The organism is Polaribacter huanghezhanensis (assembly GCF_030444335.1).
In the GTDB taxonomy this organism is placed as follows: Bacteria; Bacteroidota; Bacteroidia; order Flavobacteriales; family Flavobacteriaceae; genus Polaribacter; species Polaribacter huanghezhanensis.
Genome location: NZ_CP128595.1, coordinates 2080706 through 2099963 on the forward strand (window position 1 = coordinate 2080706; position 19258 = coordinate 2099963).

The 19258-nt window shown below is 32.9% G+C and carries 16 protein-coding genes; 10 read left to right on the plus strand and 6 right to left on the minus strand.

Features of this window, described 5'->3' with window-relative positions:
• Positions 1–81: 81 nt before the first annotated feature.
• On the plus strand, positions 82–519 hold the full coding sequence (locus KCTC32516_RS09805) for a hypothetical protein (RefSeq protein WP_301400237.1): 438 nt from the start codon (positions 82–84) through the stop codon (positions 517–519).
• Positions 520–553: 34 nt separating this feature from the next.
• Here KCTC32516_RS09805 and KCTC32516_RS09810 read toward each other — a convergent pair whose 3' ends face one another.
• The 3 genes from KCTC32516_RS09810 to KCTC32516_RS09820 all read right to left on the minus strand — a co-directional run bounded on the left by KCTC32516_RS09810 (position 554) and on the right by KCTC32516_RS09820 (position 6014).
• Entirely contained in the window at positions 554–1852 is a 1299-nt protein-coding gene (locus KCTC32516_RS09810; RefSeq protein WP_301400238.1) for an amidohydrolase family protein, read from the minus strand.
• Between the two features lie 6 nt (positions 1853–1858).
• Positions 1859–4849 carry an amidohydrolase family protein gene (locus tag KCTC32516_RS09815; RefSeq protein ID WP_301400239.1) on the minus strand — a complete coding sequence of 997 codons (2991 nt, stop codon included), beginning with the start codon at positions 4847–4849 and terminating at the stop codon, positions 1859–1861.
• Positions 4850–4928: 79 nt separating this feature from the next.
• Entirely contained in the window at positions 4929–6014 is a 1086-nt protein-coding gene (locus KCTC32516_RS09820) for a DUF3810 domain-containing protein (protein WP_301400240.1), read from the minus strand.
• 325 nt (positions 6015–6339) lie between these two features.
• Between KCTC32516_RS09820 and dnaB the strand changes: the two genes are divergently transcribed.
• From dnaB to bshA, 4 genes are all read left to right on the plus strand, one after another.
• Positions 6340–7860, plus strand: a complete 1521-nt coding sequence (gene dnaB / locus KCTC32516_RS09825; protein WP_301400241.1) for a replicative DNA helicase — start codon at positions 6340–6342, stop codon at positions 7858–7860.
• A 103-nt stretch (positions 7861–7963) separates the two neighbouring features.
• Positions 7964–9223: an asparagine synthetase B gene (locus tag KCTC32516_RS09830; protein ID WP_301400242.1), complete on the plus strand. Its 1260-nt coding sequence runs from the start codon at positions 7964–7966 to the stop codon at positions 9221–9223.
• Positions 9224–9351: 128 nt separating this feature from the next.
• Positions 9352–10200 (plus strand): transketolase, encoded by an 849-nt coding sequence (locus KCTC32516_RS09835; protein WP_301402757.1) that lies wholly within the window; start codon positions 9352–9354, stop codon positions 10198–10200.
• A 143-nt stretch (positions 10201–10343) separates the two neighbouring features.
• Entirely contained in the window at positions 10344–11477 is a 1134-nt protein-coding gene (gene bshA / locus KCTC32516_RS09840) for an N-acetyl-alpha-D-glucosaminyl L-malate synthase BshA (RefSeq protein ID WP_301400243.1), read from the plus strand.
• Here bshA and aroB read toward each other — a convergent pair.
• On the minus strand, positions 11474–12532 hold the full coding sequence (aroB, locus tag KCTC32516_RS09845) for a 3-dehydroquinate synthase (protein WP_301400244.1): 1059 nt from the start codon (positions 12530–12532) through the stop codon (positions 11474–11476). The two genes, bshA and aroB, sit on opposite strands and share 4 nt — an antisense overlap.
• Positions 12533–12626: 94 nt before the next feature.
• On the opposite strand from aroB, the gene KCTC32516_RS09850 reads away from it, so the two are divergent.
• The 4 genes from KCTC32516_RS09850 (at position 12627) to KCTC32516_RS09865 (ending at position 16464) form a co-directional block, all read left to right on the plus strand.
• Positions 12627–13787: a proline dehydrogenase family protein gene (locus tag KCTC32516_RS09850; protein ID WP_301400245.1), complete on the plus strand. Its 1161-nt coding sequence runs from the start codon at positions 12627–12629 to the stop codon at positions 13785–13787.
• Complete coding sequence (locus tag KCTC32516_RS09855; RefSeq protein WP_301400246.1) at positions 13787–14092, plus strand: LETM1 domain-containing protein; 306 nt, start codon at positions 13787–13789, stop codon at positions 14090–14092. The genes KCTC32516_RS09850 and KCTC32516_RS09855 overlap by 1 nt, the downstream gene beginning before the upstream one ends.
• A 76-nt stretch (positions 14093–14168) precedes the next feature.
• Positions 14169–15941, plus strand: a complete 1773-nt coding sequence (gene typA / locus KCTC32516_RS09860) for a translational GTPase TypA (protein ID WP_301400247.1) — start codon at positions 14169–14171, stop codon at positions 15939–15941.
• Positions 15942–16086: 145 nt separating this feature from the next.
• On the plus strand, positions 16087–16464 hold the full coding sequence (locus KCTC32516_RS09865; RefSeq protein ID WP_301400248.1) for a hypothetical protein: 378 nt from the start codon (positions 16087–16089) through the stop codon (positions 16462–16464).
• 27 nt (positions 16465–16491) lie between these two features.
• On the opposite strand, the gene KCTC32516_RS09870 is transcribed toward KCTC32516_RS09865, so the two are convergent.
• The gene (locus tag KCTC32516_RS09870) at positions 16492–17589 is read right to left on the minus strand and encodes an alanine racemase (protein WP_301400249.1); all 1098 of its coding nucleotides are present in this window, start codon (positions 17587–17589) and stop codon (positions 16492–16494) included.
• A 3-nt stretch (positions 17590–17592) separates the two neighbouring features.
• Positions 17593–18033, minus strand: coding sequence for a GNAT family N-acetyltransferase (locus tag KCTC32516_RS09875; RefSeq protein ID WP_301400250.1), 441 nt, complete (start codon positions 18031–18033; stop codon positions 17593–17595).
• A 295-nt stretch (positions 18034–18328) separates the two neighbouring features.
• On the opposite strand from KCTC32516_RS09875, the gene hisG reads away from it, so the two are divergent.
• Positions 18329–19186 carry an ATP phosphoribosyltransferase gene (gene hisG, locus KCTC32516_RS09880; protein WP_301400251.1) on the plus strand — a complete coding sequence of 286 codons (858 nt, stop codon included), beginning with the start codon at positions 18329–18331 and terminating at the stop codon, positions 19184–19186.
• Positions 19187–19258: the final 72 nt, after the last annotated feature.

A 19258-nucleotide genomic window follows, 5' to 3' on the forward strand; every position in this document is an offset into this window, starting at 1 on the left:
AACAAATGTATCTATTTCGCTTTAAAAAGCAAGTCGATTTTTTTTCATAATTTTAGAAAGTCAAAATAAAACAACTACAAGATGAAAAAATGGGGGATTTTTTCATCAATTATTATGTTTGTAATGATTGGTGCAACGGCTTTTACAACAACTTCAGAAAGCCAAAGTGAATGGACACAATGGCAAAGTACAAAATGCTTAAAAGGAATTAATTACAGAGTAAAAATGGACAAATACGATATGTCTCGTAGAGCTCGTAAATGGGAAATTCAATTCAAAAACAGGTACAACGCCACCATTTATTTTAATTACAAAGCAATAAGTACAGCTCAAATTAAAAAAATTAGATCTGCTAGAGAAAGTAGAAATAGAATTACTTTAGAAGGAGACGGTGCAGAAACCAAAGCACTATCAACCTATGTAAAAGCAAATAAAGAGCTTTTTGTAAATATTACTAAAATACGTTTTGGCAAAGAAGATGTTGGTAAGAATTATTACAAATGTGATAAAGTAAAATAAAAAAAGGCTCTGAAATTCAGAGCCTTTTTTATTGTTATTGATTTTTATATTTATTGGAATAGCGTTTCCATAATTTTGTTTGATGTGTTTCTAAACTCAGTTTTCTACCTTGAATAAAAGCATCAGAAATAATATTTGTTCTCATGTCTAATGCATCACCTTTAGAAATAAACAGCGTTGCATCTTTACCAACAGCTAAAGAACCTACTTGATCATCAATTCCTAAAATTTTTGCAGCATTCAACGTAATCAATTTTACAGCTTCTTCTTTGTCTAATCCGTAAGCGGCAAAAGTACCTGCATTAAAAGGTAAATTACGATCGTTCATTCTAACATGACCTTCACCTAATCCTATGGTAACGGTGATTCCTTTTTCAACTAGTTGTATCGCTGTTTTGTATGATTTATCATAATTATCATCGTCATTTCCAGGAATTAAATGTGCTCTTTTAATTACTACTGGGATGTTGTTTTTTAATAAAATGGATGCAACTTTAGATGCTTCATCACCACCAACAATAACAATATTTAATTGGTATTTCTTTGCAAAACGGACTGCATCTGTAATTTCTCTTTCTCCGTTTACATGAATATATAATTTTTGTGATGTATCAAACAATCCTTTCAACGCTTCAAATTCTAAGTTTTTGGGTGATTTTGATCCATTTAAATAATCTTTAGCATCATTTATATACTCTTCAATTTCTTCGATAGATTTTGGATACGTTTTACTAATTTTTGCACCAGTATCTTCTCCTAACCACCATCTGCCAAAAGTAATGCTGTTTGGCCAATTCATATGAATCCCATCATCTACTTTAATAGCTGCATCTTCCCAGTTCCAAGCATCAAACTGTACAATAGAAGATGTTCCAGAAATTCTACCGCCACGAGGTGTTATTTGCCCCATTAAAACGCCATTTGGCCTCATGGTTTCTACAACCTTAGATTCTGTGTTGTAGGCAATTAAACTTCTAATATGTGGATTCATAGTTCCGATTTCTCGTTCATCACTAGATGCTTTTACCGCATTGATTTCTACCAATCCCAAGGTGGTATTAACAGCAATAAATCCTGGATATATGTGTTTTCCTTTTGCATTGATAATGGTTCCTTGCCGTGCAATTTTCATTTTTGCAGAACCTACAAAAGTTATTTTTCCGTCTGCAAACATAATAAGAGAATCATCTATTACCGTTCCATCTCCTAGATGCGCTGTTGCTCCTTCAATTGAGACTGCTTTTGTTTGTTTTGGAGCGGGTGTTTGCTGTGCAAAACTATTTCCTACGAATAAGAAAAGTAGCATTATGCTATGTATAAGTTGTTTTTTCATAATTTCTTAGTTTATTTCAAATGCTTCAGTTTCACAAGTATTCTCTCTTTTAACATTCTTTTTAGGAGCTTGAACTTTGCCGCCATTATTTTTTTCGTTTAGCATCATGTTCATAAGTAAACTACGTTCTTTTTTAACGGCCACTCTTTTTGCTAAATCTTGCTCTAAATCAAAATAAACAGTTCCATCAATAATGGTTGTTTGAGCTTTAGCATAAATAGACAATGGGTTATCTGTCCATAAAACAATGTCTGCATCTTTACCAACTTTTATACTACCAACTCTGTTATCTAAATGCAATAATTTTGCGGGATTGATAGTAACCATTTTCCAAGCCTCGAGCTCTGTCATTCCACCATATTTTACGGTTTTTGCAGCTTCTTGATTTAATCGTCTAGACATTTCTCGATCATCAGAATTGATTGCAACGGTAATTCCAACATCATGCATAATTGCTGCATTGTATGGTATTGCATCGTTTACTTCAAACTTGTATGCCCACCAATCTGAAAAAGTGGAAGCTCCAACTCCGTGAGCTTTCATTTTATCAGCAACTTTATAGCCTTCTAAAATATGTGTAAATGTGTTGATGTTAAAATTGAATTTATCCGCAACTTTCATCAACATATTAATTTCTGATTGTACATAAGAGTGAGAAGTTACAAAACGTTCTTTATTTAAAATTTGAGCCAAAACGTCCATCTCTAGATCTTTTCTATAAGGCTTTCCGCTTTTCTTTAATGCATCATATTCTTTGGCTCTTTGAAAATAATCTGTAAATACTTGTTCTACTCCCATTCTTGTTTGAGGAAAACGAACACCGTTTTGATAACGAGATTGTTTTACATTTTCTCCTAAAGCGAACTTGATAAACTTTGGAGCATTTTTATACACCATATTATCTGCTGTTTCTCCCCATTTTAATTTTACAATTGCAGATCTACCTCCAATCGGATTTGCAGAACCATGTAATAATTGCCCTGATGTAACTCCACCTGCTAAATTTCTATAGATGTTCATGTCATTAGGATTGATATCATCTTCTTCAGTAACTTCAGCAGAAGAATTTTGACCGCCTTCATTTACATCAAACAAAGCAATATGAGTATGTTCATCAATAATTCCAGCTGTTAAATGTTTGCCTGTTGCATCTATAACTTTAGCTCCACGAGCTCTTAAGTTTTGACCTATTTGAGCAATTTTGCCCTCTTTTAATAAAACATCTGTGTTTTTTAAAATTCCTTCTTTTTCACCAGTCCAAACAGTAGCATTTTTAAATAAAATAGTTTCTTGTTTTGGTTTTGATGCAAATCCGTAACCAACATTTGGATAGGTTATAGGAACAACAACTGGAGTCGTTGTTTTCGATTTTTTCTTTTTAGACGATTTCTTTTTAGACGATTTCTTTTTAGACGATTTCTTTTTGATTGCTGTCCATGAAGATTCATTTCCATATTCATCAACAACAGTTCCAGAAAAGGCATTTTTATTGGCATCTAAAGTTCCAATAAAACGGATAAATTTAGAAGCGTCTTTTTGGTTATTCATGGTAATTGAAACCCAATTATCTTTAAAAGAAAATTTAGATTTTAATTTTGTTGCACCATTTTTTAAAGCGCCTTTTTGAGAACCTGGAGTTCCAGAAATACTAAGATTTAAGTTTTTGTTAGTGTATGATAAGGTGTACTCTCCGCTTGCATCAATTGGATTCATCTCAGAAATGACATGTTTGTCTCCTTGTACCCAGTTTTCATAAATTTTTGTAGCAGGATCAAAAAGTGGACCAGAAGCAATTAAAAAGTTTGCATAACGACCGCTTTGTAAAGTTCCAATTTCTGATGATTTTCCTAATAATTTTGCAGGAATTGTAGTTAAAGCTTCTAAGGCTTTTGTTTCGTCTAAACCATATTGAATTGCTTTTTGAATGTTTTTTTGGAAACTAGCAACAGATTTTAAAGAATTCGTTGTAATCGTAAAGTTTACATTGTTTTTTGCTAAAACCGCTAAGTTAGAAGGTTCTTGATTCCATCTTCGCATATCATTTAACTCTAATTGATTTGCTAAAAAAGGATTTGAAACATCATATGCTTTACGGAAATCTACAGGAATGATCATGGTTGCATGCATATTCTTGATCTCTTGAATATTTTCATACTCATGTCCTGAACCCACAAAACTATATTGAATTCCGTTTTCATCACCAACTTTATCTGCTCTAATAGCTCTAAAGTTATCTCCACTAGCATCAAAAATTTGAACCAAATTTTTATTAGCAATTAATGCCTCTAAAGACAGGTCTTTATTTTTAGCATTACCACTTTCATACCATTTTGCATCCATGTATACTTGTCTTAATAAAGCTGTTTTACCCATAAAAGAACTTGGATATGCTTGTCTAGACATGTTACTTTTCTTAAAAGAAAGATATTGTGCAGATTTTGTGTCAATAATTCGATACGCATCTGTAGAGTTTGAATTTAAAGCAACTAAAAGGCCACTTCCTCTTATAATTCCGTCTTCTAAATGCGTGTTTACAACTCCAAAACCAGCTTTTAATAAGTCTTTTGCCTTTTTTTCATCATAAGAAAAATTGAGAAGAGCATTGGTTTCTGGTCTGATATGATCATTCCAATAATAGCCTTTTCTATTGGCTTCGTATTGTCTAACACGACTTGTGTTTTGTGCTGCTTTTGGGGTTTTTACTCCAAAATTAGAATACACTTCTATAAAAGAAGGATAGATTGTCTTTCCTGATAGATCTACAGTTTTAGCTCCATGAGGAATCTTCACATTTTTACCAACAGAAACAACTTTACCATCTTTTACGAGTAAAGTTCCATTTTTGATAATTTGTGTAGGTGTCACATAAATTTTTGCATTGGTAAAAGCTACAGTTGTATTTTTTGTAGTCTTAACACCCAAGTTTGTTGGAAAATATTCTTGTGCTTGTACAACCAAAGTGGACAAAAACAAGAATAATAGTAGTGTTTTTTTCATTAGTTAAAGTTTGTTTTAGTTTATAAATCTATTAAGAACAGAATTATTAAGGTGTAATTAAAAGTACTTTAACATAATTTTAAGAGTCTAACTCTTTTTTTGAATGGTTAGAATAACTGATAATTAAATCAACTACATAATTGTAAGATTGAATTCCGTTTGCTTGATTGTTGGCTTTTAAATATGAATTATAGCCTTTTTTAATCAAGGGTTCAATTGGGTTTTGATATTGATTCCAAAATGCTGAACTTTCTTTAAAATCAGTTAAAACGCCTTTATTAACGGAGTTTATCAATGTATTGAAAATAGTTTTATCACGTTTTCTAACTTCAGAAATTAAATAACCAAAAGCCATTCTGTACGCTGCGTATTTAAAATACACATCATCGTTTGATAAGGCTGCTAAATACCCAACAAAATTGGCTTCATTTTCTGCTGCAATTCCCAATTGATGCGCCATTTCATGACAAACCGTTGTTGGATAACCTGTTTTTGGAATCCGATCATTTACTTGCGCTTCTCCGGTAAACGGATTAAAATATCCTGAAGTTCCGTTATAGGTTTGCAATAAACTCATCAACGAACTTTTTACAGATGAAAAACGATATTCAAATTGCGGAAATGTGATTGCTAAAGTTGCATATCCAGAAAGTGCTTTCTGATACATTTCTTTTTGAGAATATGGATTTTCAACCTTTACAGTATCGCTTTTTGTAATTAAAAACTGTGCTTCGTTTAAATGTTGAATGATGTTTTTAGAAACTTCTGTGAGTTCTTCTGTGGTGTATTTTGTTTGATCATAGCCTAAGTTTTTTGCCAAGGGTTCTCTAAAATAATTGAATCCCCAAAACCAATAAAAACAACTGTACAAAATAGAAATAAAAGCAATTGTTTGCAGTGATTTTTGTTTTAAATTTTTAAATTTACTTGTAAATAAACGATAGATAAATCGGAAACAAACCAACACTAAAAAACCAATCACCAAATCACCAAACGAAAAAGGAATCCAACCAAAAAGAATACGCAGTAATTTACTTGTAAAAAGGTAGATTCCGTTTGAGTAGTATTGCTCAATAAAACGTGGATACTTGCTTATCAATTGTACAAATACAAGTTGAAATACGAGTAAAACAGAAAGATAAATAGTTAATTTTTTGTTTTTCATCGTTTCAAAAATAGGTCTTTTGGATTGATTCTAAAAGTTAAAGAATTGCAAAGAAGTAGCAAAGGTACAGAGTTGCAAAGCTTTAAAGTTAATCAGATAAAATAAAAACCACATTATCCGTTCGAGCGGAGTCGAGAACTATTTACAACCTCTCGACTCCGCTCGAGGAGACAATTTAAAAAATTTATTACATTAAAAATAGACAAATAATTGAATCTTGAGTTGTTGTTAACAGGTTAGTAACATTTTAGTGAACAAAAAATGTGCATAAAGAAATTGAAATTTCAGTTTTAAAGTATCAACCTAAAAAACTACATTTGTTGTTATGGAGGAAACAAAATTTGTACCAGGTAAAAAGGTAGATAAAGCTAGAATTATTAGCTTAGAAAAAGGAAAAATACCACCACAAGCATTGGATTTAGAAATTGCTGTGTTGGGTGCAATGATGATTGATAAAAAAGGAATTGACGATGTGATTGATATTTTACATCCTGATGCTTTTTATGATAAAAAACACCAAGAAATTTACGCTGCTATTTATACCTTGTTTCAAAATTCTGAACCTACAGATTTATTAACGGTTTCTCAACAACTTAGAAAAGACGGAAAGTTAGAATTGGTTGGCGGCGATTTTTACCTCATCAATTTAACTCAAAAAGTAGCTTCTTCTGCACATATCGAATACCACGCTCGTATCATTTTACAAAAATACATTCAGCGTAAATTAATTTCTATCTCTAGTGATATTATAGAAACAGCGTATGACGAAACAGTTGATGTTTTTGACTTATTAGATTTGGCCGAAGGAAAATTATTTGAGGTTACGCAAGGAAACTTAAAGAAAGGTTCTGAAGATGCAGGAGATTTGGTAAAACAAGCGTTGAAGAAAATTCAAGATATTTCTAACCAAGACGGAATGAGCGGTTTAGAAACTGGTTTTTCTAAATTAGATGCATTGACTTCTGGTTGGCAACCGTCCGATTTAATTATTATTGCTGCACGTCCTGGTATGGGAAAAACAGCTTTTGTAATTTCTATGGCAAAAAATATGGCGATCGATTTTGGTCATCCTGTTGCATTGTTCTCTTTAGAGATGTCTTCTGTACAATTAATTACACGGATGATTTCTTCTGAAACCGGTTTAACATCAGAAAAACTGCGTAAAGGAAATTTAGAGGCGCACGAATGGGAACAACTAAATGTAAAAGTAAAGAAACTTTCTGATGCACCTATTTTTATTGACGATACACCATCGTTGTCTATTTTTGATTTGCGTGCAAAAGCACGACGTTTGGTTTCGCAACACGGCGTAAAAATTATTGTGGTAGATTATTTACAATTGATGACTGCTGGTGGTTCTGCCGGAAAAGGTGGCGGAAATCGTGAGCAAGAAATTTCTACCATTTCTAGAAACTTAAAAGCATTGGCAAAAGAATTGGCAGTTCCTGTAATTGCATTATCTCAGTTATCGCGTGCGGTTGAAACACGTGGAGGATCAAAAAGACCCTTATTATCTGATTTACGTGAATCTGGTGCCATTGAACAAGATGCAGATATTGTATCGTTTATTTTTAGACCAGAATATTACGGAGTTACAGAATGGGACGACGATGATCATACACCATGTGAAGGACAAGGAGAATTTATTGTTGCAAAACACAGAAATGGTGGATTGGAAAATATTCGTTTAAAGTTTACAGGACATTTGGCAAAATTCTCAGATTTAGAAGAAGGCTTTAGTTCTGAATTCCAATCGAGCATGAACTCTGTTTCTCCAGATCAATTTATCAGCCCAAAAGATGCTTTTGGTATTGAAGATGATGGTGGAGGCGATGTTCCTTTTTAATTCTGTTGTCATTCCTGCGAAGGCAGGAATCCATAATTAAGAAAGTTTAGATTCCTGTTTTCACAGGAATGACATTTAGGTTTTATTTAAAAAAATAAATTTATTGAAAAAACTCATTTCCATACTCGCTTTTTTATTGATTACCAATTCACTTTGGGCGCAATTTATTTACATCCCAATGAGTGCAGAGAATCAGAAAAATCATTTAAAAGCCTACGGAATTGTTTTCTATTCGCTACAAAACGGCGTCAAAGCTAAATGGTTGTTAAACTATGATGGCGGCGCATTTTTAATAGAAAATAATGAAGCTATTATCAAAGAATGTAAAATTCGTGGCGTTTCGTATCAAATACTTTCAGATGCAAAAGCACAAATCATTTTACAAGACATTTCTTCTCCGTCTAAAAATCAAGAAGCAGTCACCTTAGAAAAAGCACCAAAAATTGCAGTGTATTCTCCGAAAGATAAAATGCCTTGGGACGATGCGGTAACCATGGTGTTGAAATATGCTGAGATTCCGTTTGACGTTATTTACGATGAAGAAGTGTTAAACGATAAGTTATTGTTATACGAATGGTTGCATTTGCATCACGAAGATTTTACAGGACAATACGGACGATTTTACGGAAGCTTTAGAGCAGAACCTTGGTATATTGAAAGAAAACAAAAATCAGAAGCATTGGCAAAGAAATTAGGGTATGACAAAGTTTCTGAAGAAAAACTTGCAGTTGCTAAAAAGATTAGAGATTATGTTGTTGGTGGCGGATTTATGTTTGCAATGTGTTCTGCAACCGATAGTTTTGACATTGCCTTATCTGCCGAAGGCGTTGATATTGCAGAAACCATGTTTGATGGAGATCCGTCAGAACCTAATTACCAAGCTAAAATAGATTTTAAAAAAACCTTTGCGTTCGAGAATTACACGCTGATAAGAAATCCGACAACGTATGAGTTTTCATCCATTGATATGACTCGAAAACGTAGAATCCCAAAAACTTCCGATTATTTTTATTTACAAGAATATTCTGCAAAATGGGATCCTGTTCCGACGATGTTAACGCAAAATCATACGCAATTGGTAAAAGGTTTTATGGGACAAACGACTTCTTTTGATCGAAACACCGTAAAGCCAACAGTTTTGGTGATGGGAGAAAATAAAGTAAACAGAGAAGCGCGTTATATTCACGGAACCAAAGGAAAAGGAATGTTTACCTTTTATGGCGGACACGATCCTGAAGATTATCAGCACAGAGTTGGAGATCCTAAAACGGAATTGGATTTGCATCCAAATTCTCCAGGTTATCGTTTAATCTTAAATAATGTGTTGTTTCCTGCAGCGAAGAAAAAAAAGCAAAAGACATAAAATTGTCAGTTCGAGCGGAGTCGAGAACTATTCTTAATAACTTTTCATTTATGTCAATAAAAAGGTAAAAATGCCATTGTCAAATCGCATTTAAAAAAGTACTTTTGTCAGCAACAAACAAAACACACATGTCTACAACAGTACAACGCTTAGAAATTTTTACACAACAAGTTAGAAGAGATATTTTACGTATGGTTCATGCCGTAAATTCAGGTCATCCAGGAGGTTCTTTAGGATGTGCAGAATTTATTACCTGTCTATATCAAGAGGTAATGGACTATGCTACTGATTTTAAAATGGACGGAATCAACGAAGATTTGTTCTTTTTATCAAACGGACATATTTCTCCAGTTTTTTATAGCGTTTTGGCGCACACAGGATTCTTTAAAGTAGAAGAATTAGCAACATTTAGAAAATTAAATTCGCGTTTACAAGGACATCCAACAACACACGAAGGTTTAGAAGGAATTAGAATAGCTTCTGGTTCTTTAGGGCAAGGAATGAGTGTTGCAATTGGAGCTGCTGAAGCGAAAAAATTAAACAACGATTCGCATTTAGTATACACGTTACATGGTGATGGAGAATTGCAAGAAGGGCAGAACTGGGAGGCAATTATGTATGCATCAGCAAAAAAAGTGGATAACATCATTTCTACGGTAGATTTAAACGGAAAGCAAATTGATGGCGCAACAGACGATGTGTTGCCAATGGGAAGTATCAAAGCAAAATTTGAAGCTTTTGGTTGGGATGTTTTAGAAGTAAAAAAAGGAAACGATATTCCTTCAATCTTAGAAGGATTGGCAGCAGCTAAATCTAGAACAGGAAAAGGGAAACCAGTGTGTATTTTATTATATACAGAAATGGGTAACGGAGTGGACTTTATGATGGGAACTCATGCTTGGCACGGAAAAGCACCAAACGATGAACAATTAGAAAGTGCATTGGCTCAAAATCCAGAAACATTAGGAGATTATTAATCCCCTTTGTCTTTCAGACATTTCCCCAAAGGGGAAAATTTATTTAGGATTAAAATGTAAGAATAGTTTTACCTTTACAACTAAGAAGTTGAAGTTTTTGTAGCTTTCATTTTTTTAAATCATTTAATCTTTCAATTATTAATATGAAAATAGGTATTGTTTGTTATCCAACTTTTGGAGGAAGTGGAGTAGTTGCAACAGAATTAGGTATGGCATTGGCAGATAAAGGACATGAAATCCATTTTATCACCTACAATCAACCAGTTCGATTGGATTTTATTTCGCACAATTTACATTTTCATGAAGTAATGATGGAAGAATATCCATTGTTTCAATATCAACCATACGAGTTGGCCTTGTCATCAAAAATGGTGGAAGTTGTAGAAAAATATCAATTGGAAGTTTTACATGTGCATTATGCAATTCCGCATGCCTACGCTGCCTATATGGCAAAGCAAATGTTAAAAGAAAAAGGAATTGACATCAAAGTAGTAACTACTTTACACGGAACAGATATTACGCTTGTGGGAAGTCACCCAACCTATAAAACAGCAGTAGAATTTAGCATCAATAATTCTGATGTTGTTACAACGGTTTCTAAGAGTTTAAAAGAAGATACATTACGTTTATTTAATATTAAAAAAGACATTCATGTAATTCATAATTTTATTGATACGGATAAATATGAAAAAGCGCATGAACAAGAATGTCAGCGAATTGCATTGGCACAACCCAACGAACGTATTTTTACACACATCAGTAATTTTAGACCCGTAAAAAGAATTGAAGATGTGATCAGAACTTTTGAAATTGTACACAGAACAATTCCGTCTAAATTATTAATGGTTGGTGATGGTCCAGAAAGAAGAAGTGCAGAATTATTGGTAAAAAGATTGGGCATAAAAAAGGATGTATTGTTCTTAGGAAACAGTTCTGAAGTAGCAGAAATTTTATGTTATACGGATGTGTTTTTATTGCCTTCTAAAACAGAAAGTTTTGGATTGGCAGCCTTAGAAGCAATGGCAGCAGAAACGGCAGTAGTCTCTACAAATTCTGGAGGATTACCAGAAGTAAATGTGCATGGAGTTACAGGATATTTAAGTGATGTTGGTGATGTAGAAGACATGGCGAATAATGTATTAAAAATTGTAAAAGACGATGTCACTTTATTGCAATTTAAACAAAATGCAAAAGCACACACCAAGCAGTTTTCTATCAAAAATATTTTACCTGTTTACGAAGATATTTATGAATCGTTAAGAGTAAAAGTGAGTTAAGAATTGTAAAATTGAATACTTTTTATAATCATTTCGGTAGCAACTTTACAATCAATTTTTGTGTGTTCTAAAGCGGTTAATAATACAAAATTAACTTGTCCACCAACATTCTTTTTATCGTGTTTTAGGTATTCTAAAATTCCGTTAAAATCGTTTTCTAAAATTTTAGTTTTTCCGTAAATGTTTAGCACGAGTTGTTTGATGTTTTTTAATTCATTTTTAGGAAACCCAAGCGATTCCGAAGACACATAACACTCAGCAACCATTCCGATTGCAATCGCTTCTCCGTGTGTTAAGTTTTCTTTTATTTTGGATTCTAAAAAATACGATTCTATGGCGTGCCCAATTGTGTGACCAAAATTTAAAATTTTACGCAAACTTTGTTCTTTTGGATCTTGTAGAACAACTTCGTTTTTAATTTCTATTGAACGATGAATTAACTCCGTAATATCTAAGTTTTGAGTATTTTTAATTTTTTCGTATAAACTTACATCATAGGTCAGTCCATATTTGATGATTTCTGCAGTACCAGATCTAATTTCTCTTGGAGTTACCGTCTCTAAATATGCTGCATCTACGAGTACCATTTCTGGATTTGCAAACAAACCAATCTGGTTTTTTAGAACACCTAAATCAACGCCTGTTTTTCCGCCAACAGAAGCATCAACCATACTTAATAAAGTTGTCGGAATGTTTACAAAATCGATTCCGCGTTTAAAAGTTGCAGCTACAAATCCGCCTAAATCGGTAATCACTCCGCCGCCTAACGTAATCAGTAAACTTTTACGATCAGCATTTAGTTCGGTCAACACGTTCCAAACCCCAGTACACGTTTCTAAGTTTTTATGAATTTCACCAGATTCAATTTCTATGAGTTCAATCGGGCAATCAACAGCTAATTTTGATATAAATTTCGGATAGCAGTGGGTATGTGTAAACTCATCCACCAAAATAAATATTGAAGAGTACGCTTTTGAAGCTATTAATGTGTTTAATTCGGTGTATCCATTTTCTTCAAAATGAACAAAATAGGTTGCTGCTTTAATTGATTTCATTCTTTACTTATTATAGGTGCAAATTAAGTAGAAAAAATTGAAATACTTATACATTAAAACTATCTTTGTTATAATAAATGACAACTGTTTATCTATGAAAATTTTTGAAAATACGGAAGTAGCATTTTCTTTAAAATCTGACTCTCAATTAGAACGTGCTTATTTTTTATTTAAAATGATACAGAATCAACCAATGGTTCGTATTGGAACTGCGGTTACAAACTTTGCATTAAAAGCACATTTACCTGTAGAAGGTTTAATTCGCTCTACTGTTTTCGATCACTTTTGTGGCGGCGTAACAGAAGAAGATTGCATGCCAAACATAGATAATATGTTTACAAAAAAAGTGAGTTCTGTTTTAGATTATTCTGTTGAAGGCAAAGAAAGTGAAGAAGAGTTTGATAAAACCTTGCATAAAATACTTCGTATTCTTGATTTTTGTGAAGAAAAAGAATCGATTCCGTTTGCTGTTTTTAAACCAACCGGATTTGGACGTTTTGCGTTGTATCAAAAAATTACAGAAGGAGCGGAGTTAACTGTTGATGAAAAATCGGAATGGTTGCGTGTTGTAGAACGTTATCACGCAGTTTGTAAAGTTGCGGTAGAAAAGGATGTTCCGTTGTTAATAGATGCAGAAGAAAGCTGGATGCAAGGTGCAGCAGATCATTTAATTGAAGAATTGATGGAAGTTTACAACACAAAAAAAGCCATTGTTTTTAGTACTTTACAAATGTACCGCCACGATAGATTAGCATATTTAAAAGAATTGCATCAAAAAGCGCATCAAAAAGGATTTTATATCGGAATGAAAATTGTTCGTGGTGCATATATGGAAAAAGAAAGAGAAAGAGCAGAAGAAAAAGGATATGAGTCTCCAATTTGTGCTGATAAATTAGCAACTGACGAGAATTACAATGCAGCCATTGTGTACATGATGGAACACCCGAAAATGGCATTGTTTGCAGGAACACACAACGAAGAAAGTTCTTTTTTAGTGATGGATTTAATTAAAAAACACAACATCCAATTAAATGACAAACGTGTTTGGTTTGGACAGTTATATGGAATGAGCGATCACATCAGTTTTAATTTAGCAGACGAAGGATATAATGTTGCAAAATATGTTCCTTTTGGTCCCGTTAGAGATGTGATGCCATATTTAATTAGAAGAGCAGAAGAAAACACTTCTGTAGCCGGACAAACAAGTAGAGAATTGAACTTAATAAAAACAGAAAAAAAACGTCGTAAACTATAGTGAGTACTACCCTTCAAGAAATAAAAGCAAGTATTTACAAGAATAAGAAACGACTTGCAAATGAAATCAGAGAAAGCAAAGAGTTGCTATCATTGTTAACAAAATCTACGCATAAAAAACTTACCTCAGAAGAAAAAAAGAAAGTAAAAGAGCAGTTGTTAGATATTTGTAAAAGCATCCCAGCTTTGGCTGTTTTTATGCTTCCTGGCGGAGCCTTATTATTGCCCCTTTTAATAAAATTGATTCCAGATATTTTACCAAGTTCATTTAGAGAAGATGATTCTATAGATATTGATTTAAAATAAAACAAAAAATTCAACTTTTAACTTCTTTATATTCAACGAAAAAACACTACTTTTGCACGAAATTTAAGAAGCAAGTATGCAATCAATTAGAAATATCGCTATTATAGCCCACGTCGATCACGGAAAAACAACCTTGGTTGATAAAATTATAGACCAAGCTAAAATCTTAGACGATCGTAAAGAACGTACAGATTTGTTATTAGATAATAATGACTTAGAGCGTGAAAGAGGAATTACCATTCTTTCTAAAAACGTATCTGTTAATTATAAAGGTGTAAAAATCAATGTAATTGATACTCCTGGTCACGCCGATTTTGGTGGAGAAGTAGAACGTGTATTAAAAATGGCTGATGGTGTGTTATTATTGGTTGATGCTTTTGAAGGACCAATGCCACAAACACGTTTTGTATTAGGAAAAGCACTAGAATTAGGATTGACTCCAATTGTAGTTGTAAATAAGGTAGACAAAGAAAACTGTACTCCAGATTTAGTGCACGAGAAAGTGTTCGATTTAATGTTTGCATTAGAAGCAACTGAAGAGCAATTAGATTTTGTAACTATTTATGGTTCAGCTAAAAATGGTTGGATGAGTACAGATTGGCAAGATCCTAAAGATAATATCTTAGATTTATTAGATGCTGTATTAGAGTCTATTCCAGAAACAAAATACAATCCAGGAACACCACAAATGCAAATTACTTCTTTAGACTTTTCTTCATTTACAGGAAGAATTGCTATCGGACGTATTTTCCGTGGAGATTTAGAAGCGGGTAAAGATTACATGTTATGTAAAGCTGACGGTTCAACTAAAAAAGTAAGAATTAAAGAATTGCACGTATTCGAAGGAATGGGTAAAATTCAAGTAGATAAAGTGCCTTGTGGAGATATTTGTGCTATTACAGGTATTGAAGGATTCGAAATTGGTGATACGATTGCTGATTTAGAAAACCCAGAAGCGTTGCCAAGAACAGAAATTGATCAACCTACCATGAGTATGTTGTTTACGATTAACAATTCTCCTTTCTTTGGTAAAGAAGGAAAATATGTTACTTCTCGTCACATTCGTGACAGACTGTTTAAAGAATTAGAGAAAAACTTAGCATTAAAAGTTGAAACAACTGATAGTGAAGATAAATTCAACGTTTATGGACGTGGAGTTTTACACTTATCTGTATTGATTGAAACTATGCGTAGAGAAGGATATGAATTACAAGTGGGAAGACCTCAAGTAATTATTAAAATGATTGATGGTAAGAAACATGAACCAATGGAAACATTGTCTATAGATGTACCAGAAGAGTCTGCTTCTAAAGCGGTAAACTTAGTTTCTTTACGTAAAGGTGACTTAATGATTATGGAGCCTAAAGGAGATTTACAACATTTAGAATTTACAATTCCTTCAAGAGGATTGATTGGATTGCGTAATAGAATTTTAACTGCAACAGCAGGTACAGCAATTATCAACCATAGATTTAGTGAATACGGACCTTATAAAGGTGATTTTACCGAAGATATTAAAGGAGCAATTGTTTCTTCTGCAGCTGGTAAAGCAACTGCATACGCGTTAAACCGTTTACAAGATAGAGGACGTTTCTTTATTGATATCAATCAAGAGATTTATATTGGTCAGGTAATTGGAGAAAATTCGAAGTCAGAAGATATGGCTGTAAACTTGATTAAAGGAAAGCAATTGACAAACATGCGTAAATCTGGTACAGATGAAGCGATGAAAATTGCACCGAAAGTTGATTTCTCTTTGGAAGAAAATATGGAATACATCAAAGAAGATGAGTACTTAGAGGTAACTCCTTTAAGTTTACGTATGCGTAAAATTGTATTTAAAGCATAATTATTTGTCATTCCTGCGTCCGCGTGCCGCTCGAAGCTTTAGCGGAGGAGCAAGGCAGGAATCTTATAAAATAAATAAATAAATAAATATAAAAACGCCACTTTTAAGTGGCGTTTTTTTGGCTTAAACAATATATCTTTGCAGCATGACTGAATTTAACCATTTTTTTGAAACATTGCAACAAAGCGTTATAAAGGACGAATTTGTAAAGCTAACGTTGAGTAAGCCTGTTAGAAAAAGCTTAGGGTTACAAAATATATATATGCGTTTGTTTTTGGTTGATAATAAAGAAATTTTTCAGTTCAAATACCGCTATGCAACCGAAAACCAATACAAACAATTTTCTTTAAACGAGGCAATTTCTGAATTGGAAATTCTGCTTATGGATTCTTTTAGAGTAGGGACTCTATTTACCTTAAACGAAGATTTATTGGTAACGGTTTCTAAAAAGAAAGTAGTTTCTTACAGAGATAATGCGCCAAGTTTTAAAAATAAATTGCCTGAAATTCCGCTAGAATCGTAATAATTCTAGCGATTAAAAAAAGCGGTTTTAGTCAAATTTTTTGTCAATAAATTTTGAGTTTAACAATCTTGCTACTGCCATATAATTGGGTTTAAACGGAATTTTATCTCCAATACTATATTTCTTTTTTCCGTCTTTTGTTTTGTTATTCCCGATATCAACAACCAGCATATCTGAAGTGATTCCAACAAACTTTAAGCTTTCATCAATAGGATTGATATCTTCTTTATCAACATCTATAATACCAAAATCAAGAATTGCTTTGATAGAAGTTTCGCTAGTACCTTTTGCATTAAAATCGGCAGAGTGGCCAATACTTCCATCGCTTATAACTCCTTCTGGAACGATGTTTTTTTCTTCCAACTCAATTATATTTGCATTAAATTCAAAAGTTTCTGTAGAAAGCTCTTTAAATTGCTTGTTATTTAACGGACTCGTTCCAAAAAAAACAGCTTCTCCAACTCGAAAGTGATTGATGTCTTTCGGAATTGTTTTACTCTCAACTAAAGGCAATGTAATTGAAGTTCCGCCAGAAACATATTTCAATTCTCTATTGAATTTTGCAGAAATCATCTCTTTATAAAGTGATAGTTGTAACAATTTATCATACGTGGGTTCAACACCATACATACACCCTAAATTAGATCCAACGCCAACAACTTCAATATGAGAAAGCTGAAACACTTTTTCATAAAAACTCATTAATTCAGCTCTTTTTACACCTTCTCTCAGCTCTCCAAGTTCTACCATAATAATTATTTGATGAATGGTATTGGCTTTTTTAGCAGCTTCATTTAAAGCCATAATAGTTGTAAAAGAACTGTTTAGAGAAATCGTAGCATATTTTATAATATCATCTGCATATATTTTAGCTGGAGGCTTGATGTATATGGTTTGCATTTTTGGATTTACTTCTTTTAAATTTTTTAAGCTTGTCAATCTAGAATCTCCAATGGAATCTATTTTCTGAATAATTTCATCAGTAAGAACATGTTTCAAAAACTCTTTATCTCCTGAAAAAACCTTTGTAATTAAACTCCAAGTAATATGATGCGCTTTAAAATAAGCACTTAAATACTTGATGTTTCCTTGGATTTTTTTTGTGTGAATTAATAGCTCAGCCATAATTTATTTCTTTAATCTCATTTTTAAATACGGGTTTGTAAATCCAAGTTTTTCATACAATTTTATAGCAGGATTATTTGCTTCTACGTGTAATGCGATATCTCCTTTTGCGTGATCAATAGCATTTAGCATTAACATTTTTCCGAGTCCTTTTTCTCGATACTCTTTATGTGTAGCAATATAAACAAGTATATTTTCTGGAATATAACCACCCATTCCGGTTTCGTTAATTACTGTAACTCCAGCAATTTGATCATCCTCTAAAATTAACATGGTAAATCCGCCAAACGAAATAAACTCATTGATAGAATAGTCGATTGCTTTTTGAATATCTTTTTTCGAATCTCCATATTCTTGGAGATGTTCAAAGAGAAAATTTACTATTTCTGCTTTTTCTGGTTCTGTTGGTTTGTGTACTACATCAAAAACTTTTGTTTCAATCATAAAATGGTTTATTTTCCCATAGTATAAGGCTTTTAAGATGATTGTAGCGTTTATTTTAAAAAAATGTAGAAATCATTTGTATATTAAAAAATAAAATCACAATATTTGCAGAGTTAAAAACAACGACATGACATTTATTCAAAACCATCATCATCATTTTTACAATTCGACTCAAGCGAAGTGAAAGTGTATTGAATAAATTCAACATATATTTTAAACCCGTTTGAGTACATCGAACGGGTTTTTTCTTACACAGATATTTCCTTTCGGTTTACTCAAACAAATTTCAAACAAAATGAGTAAACTAAGAATAGCCATTCAAAAATCAGGAAGATTAAACGAAGATTCCTTACAGATTTTAAAAGATTGCGGTATTTCCATCGACAACGGAAAAGATCAGTTAAAAGCAATTTCAAGTAATTTTCCCTTAGAAGTTTTTTACTTGAGAAACGGAGATATTCCACAATACCTAAGAGACGGCGTTGTAGACATTGCCATTATCGGAGAAAATGTGCTGATAGAAAAAGGTGAAGATATTAACATCGCAGAAAAATTAGGGTTTTCTAAATGCAAAGTTTCTTTAGCAATTCCTAAAGGTGAAATCTATAACGGAATCGAGTATTTCAACAACAAAAAAATTGCCACATCTTATCCGAATACAGTAAAAAAATTCTTGCTTGATAAAGGCGTTGATACACAATTACACATCATTAATGGTTCTGTAGAAATTGCTCCGAATATTGGATTGGCAGACGGAATTTGTGACATCGTATCAAGCGGAAGCACCCTTTTTAAAAATAATTTAAAGGAAGTAGAGGTGTTGTTAAAGTCGGAAGCAGTATTGGCAGTTTCTCCTTTAATCTCTGAAGAAAATCAACAAGTACTAAACAAATTACAGTTTCGGATTAAGGCTGTTTTAAAAGGACGAAATTCAAAATATGTCCTGTTAAACGCTCCCAACGAAAAACTGTCAGAAATCATTGCGGTTTTACCTGGAATGAAAAGTCCGACTGTTTTACCGTTGGCAACAAAAGGTTGGAGCTCTGTGCACTCTGTGATTGATAAAAATCAGTTTTGGGAAATTATTGATGTGTTGAAAGAAAAAGGAGCAGAGGGAATTTTAGTGTGTCCAATTGAAAAGATGGTACTTTAAGAGAAACTATAATGTCAGGTCGAGCCTTGCCTGCCGCAGGCAAGGCTCGAACAGACAAAATGTTAAGTGATG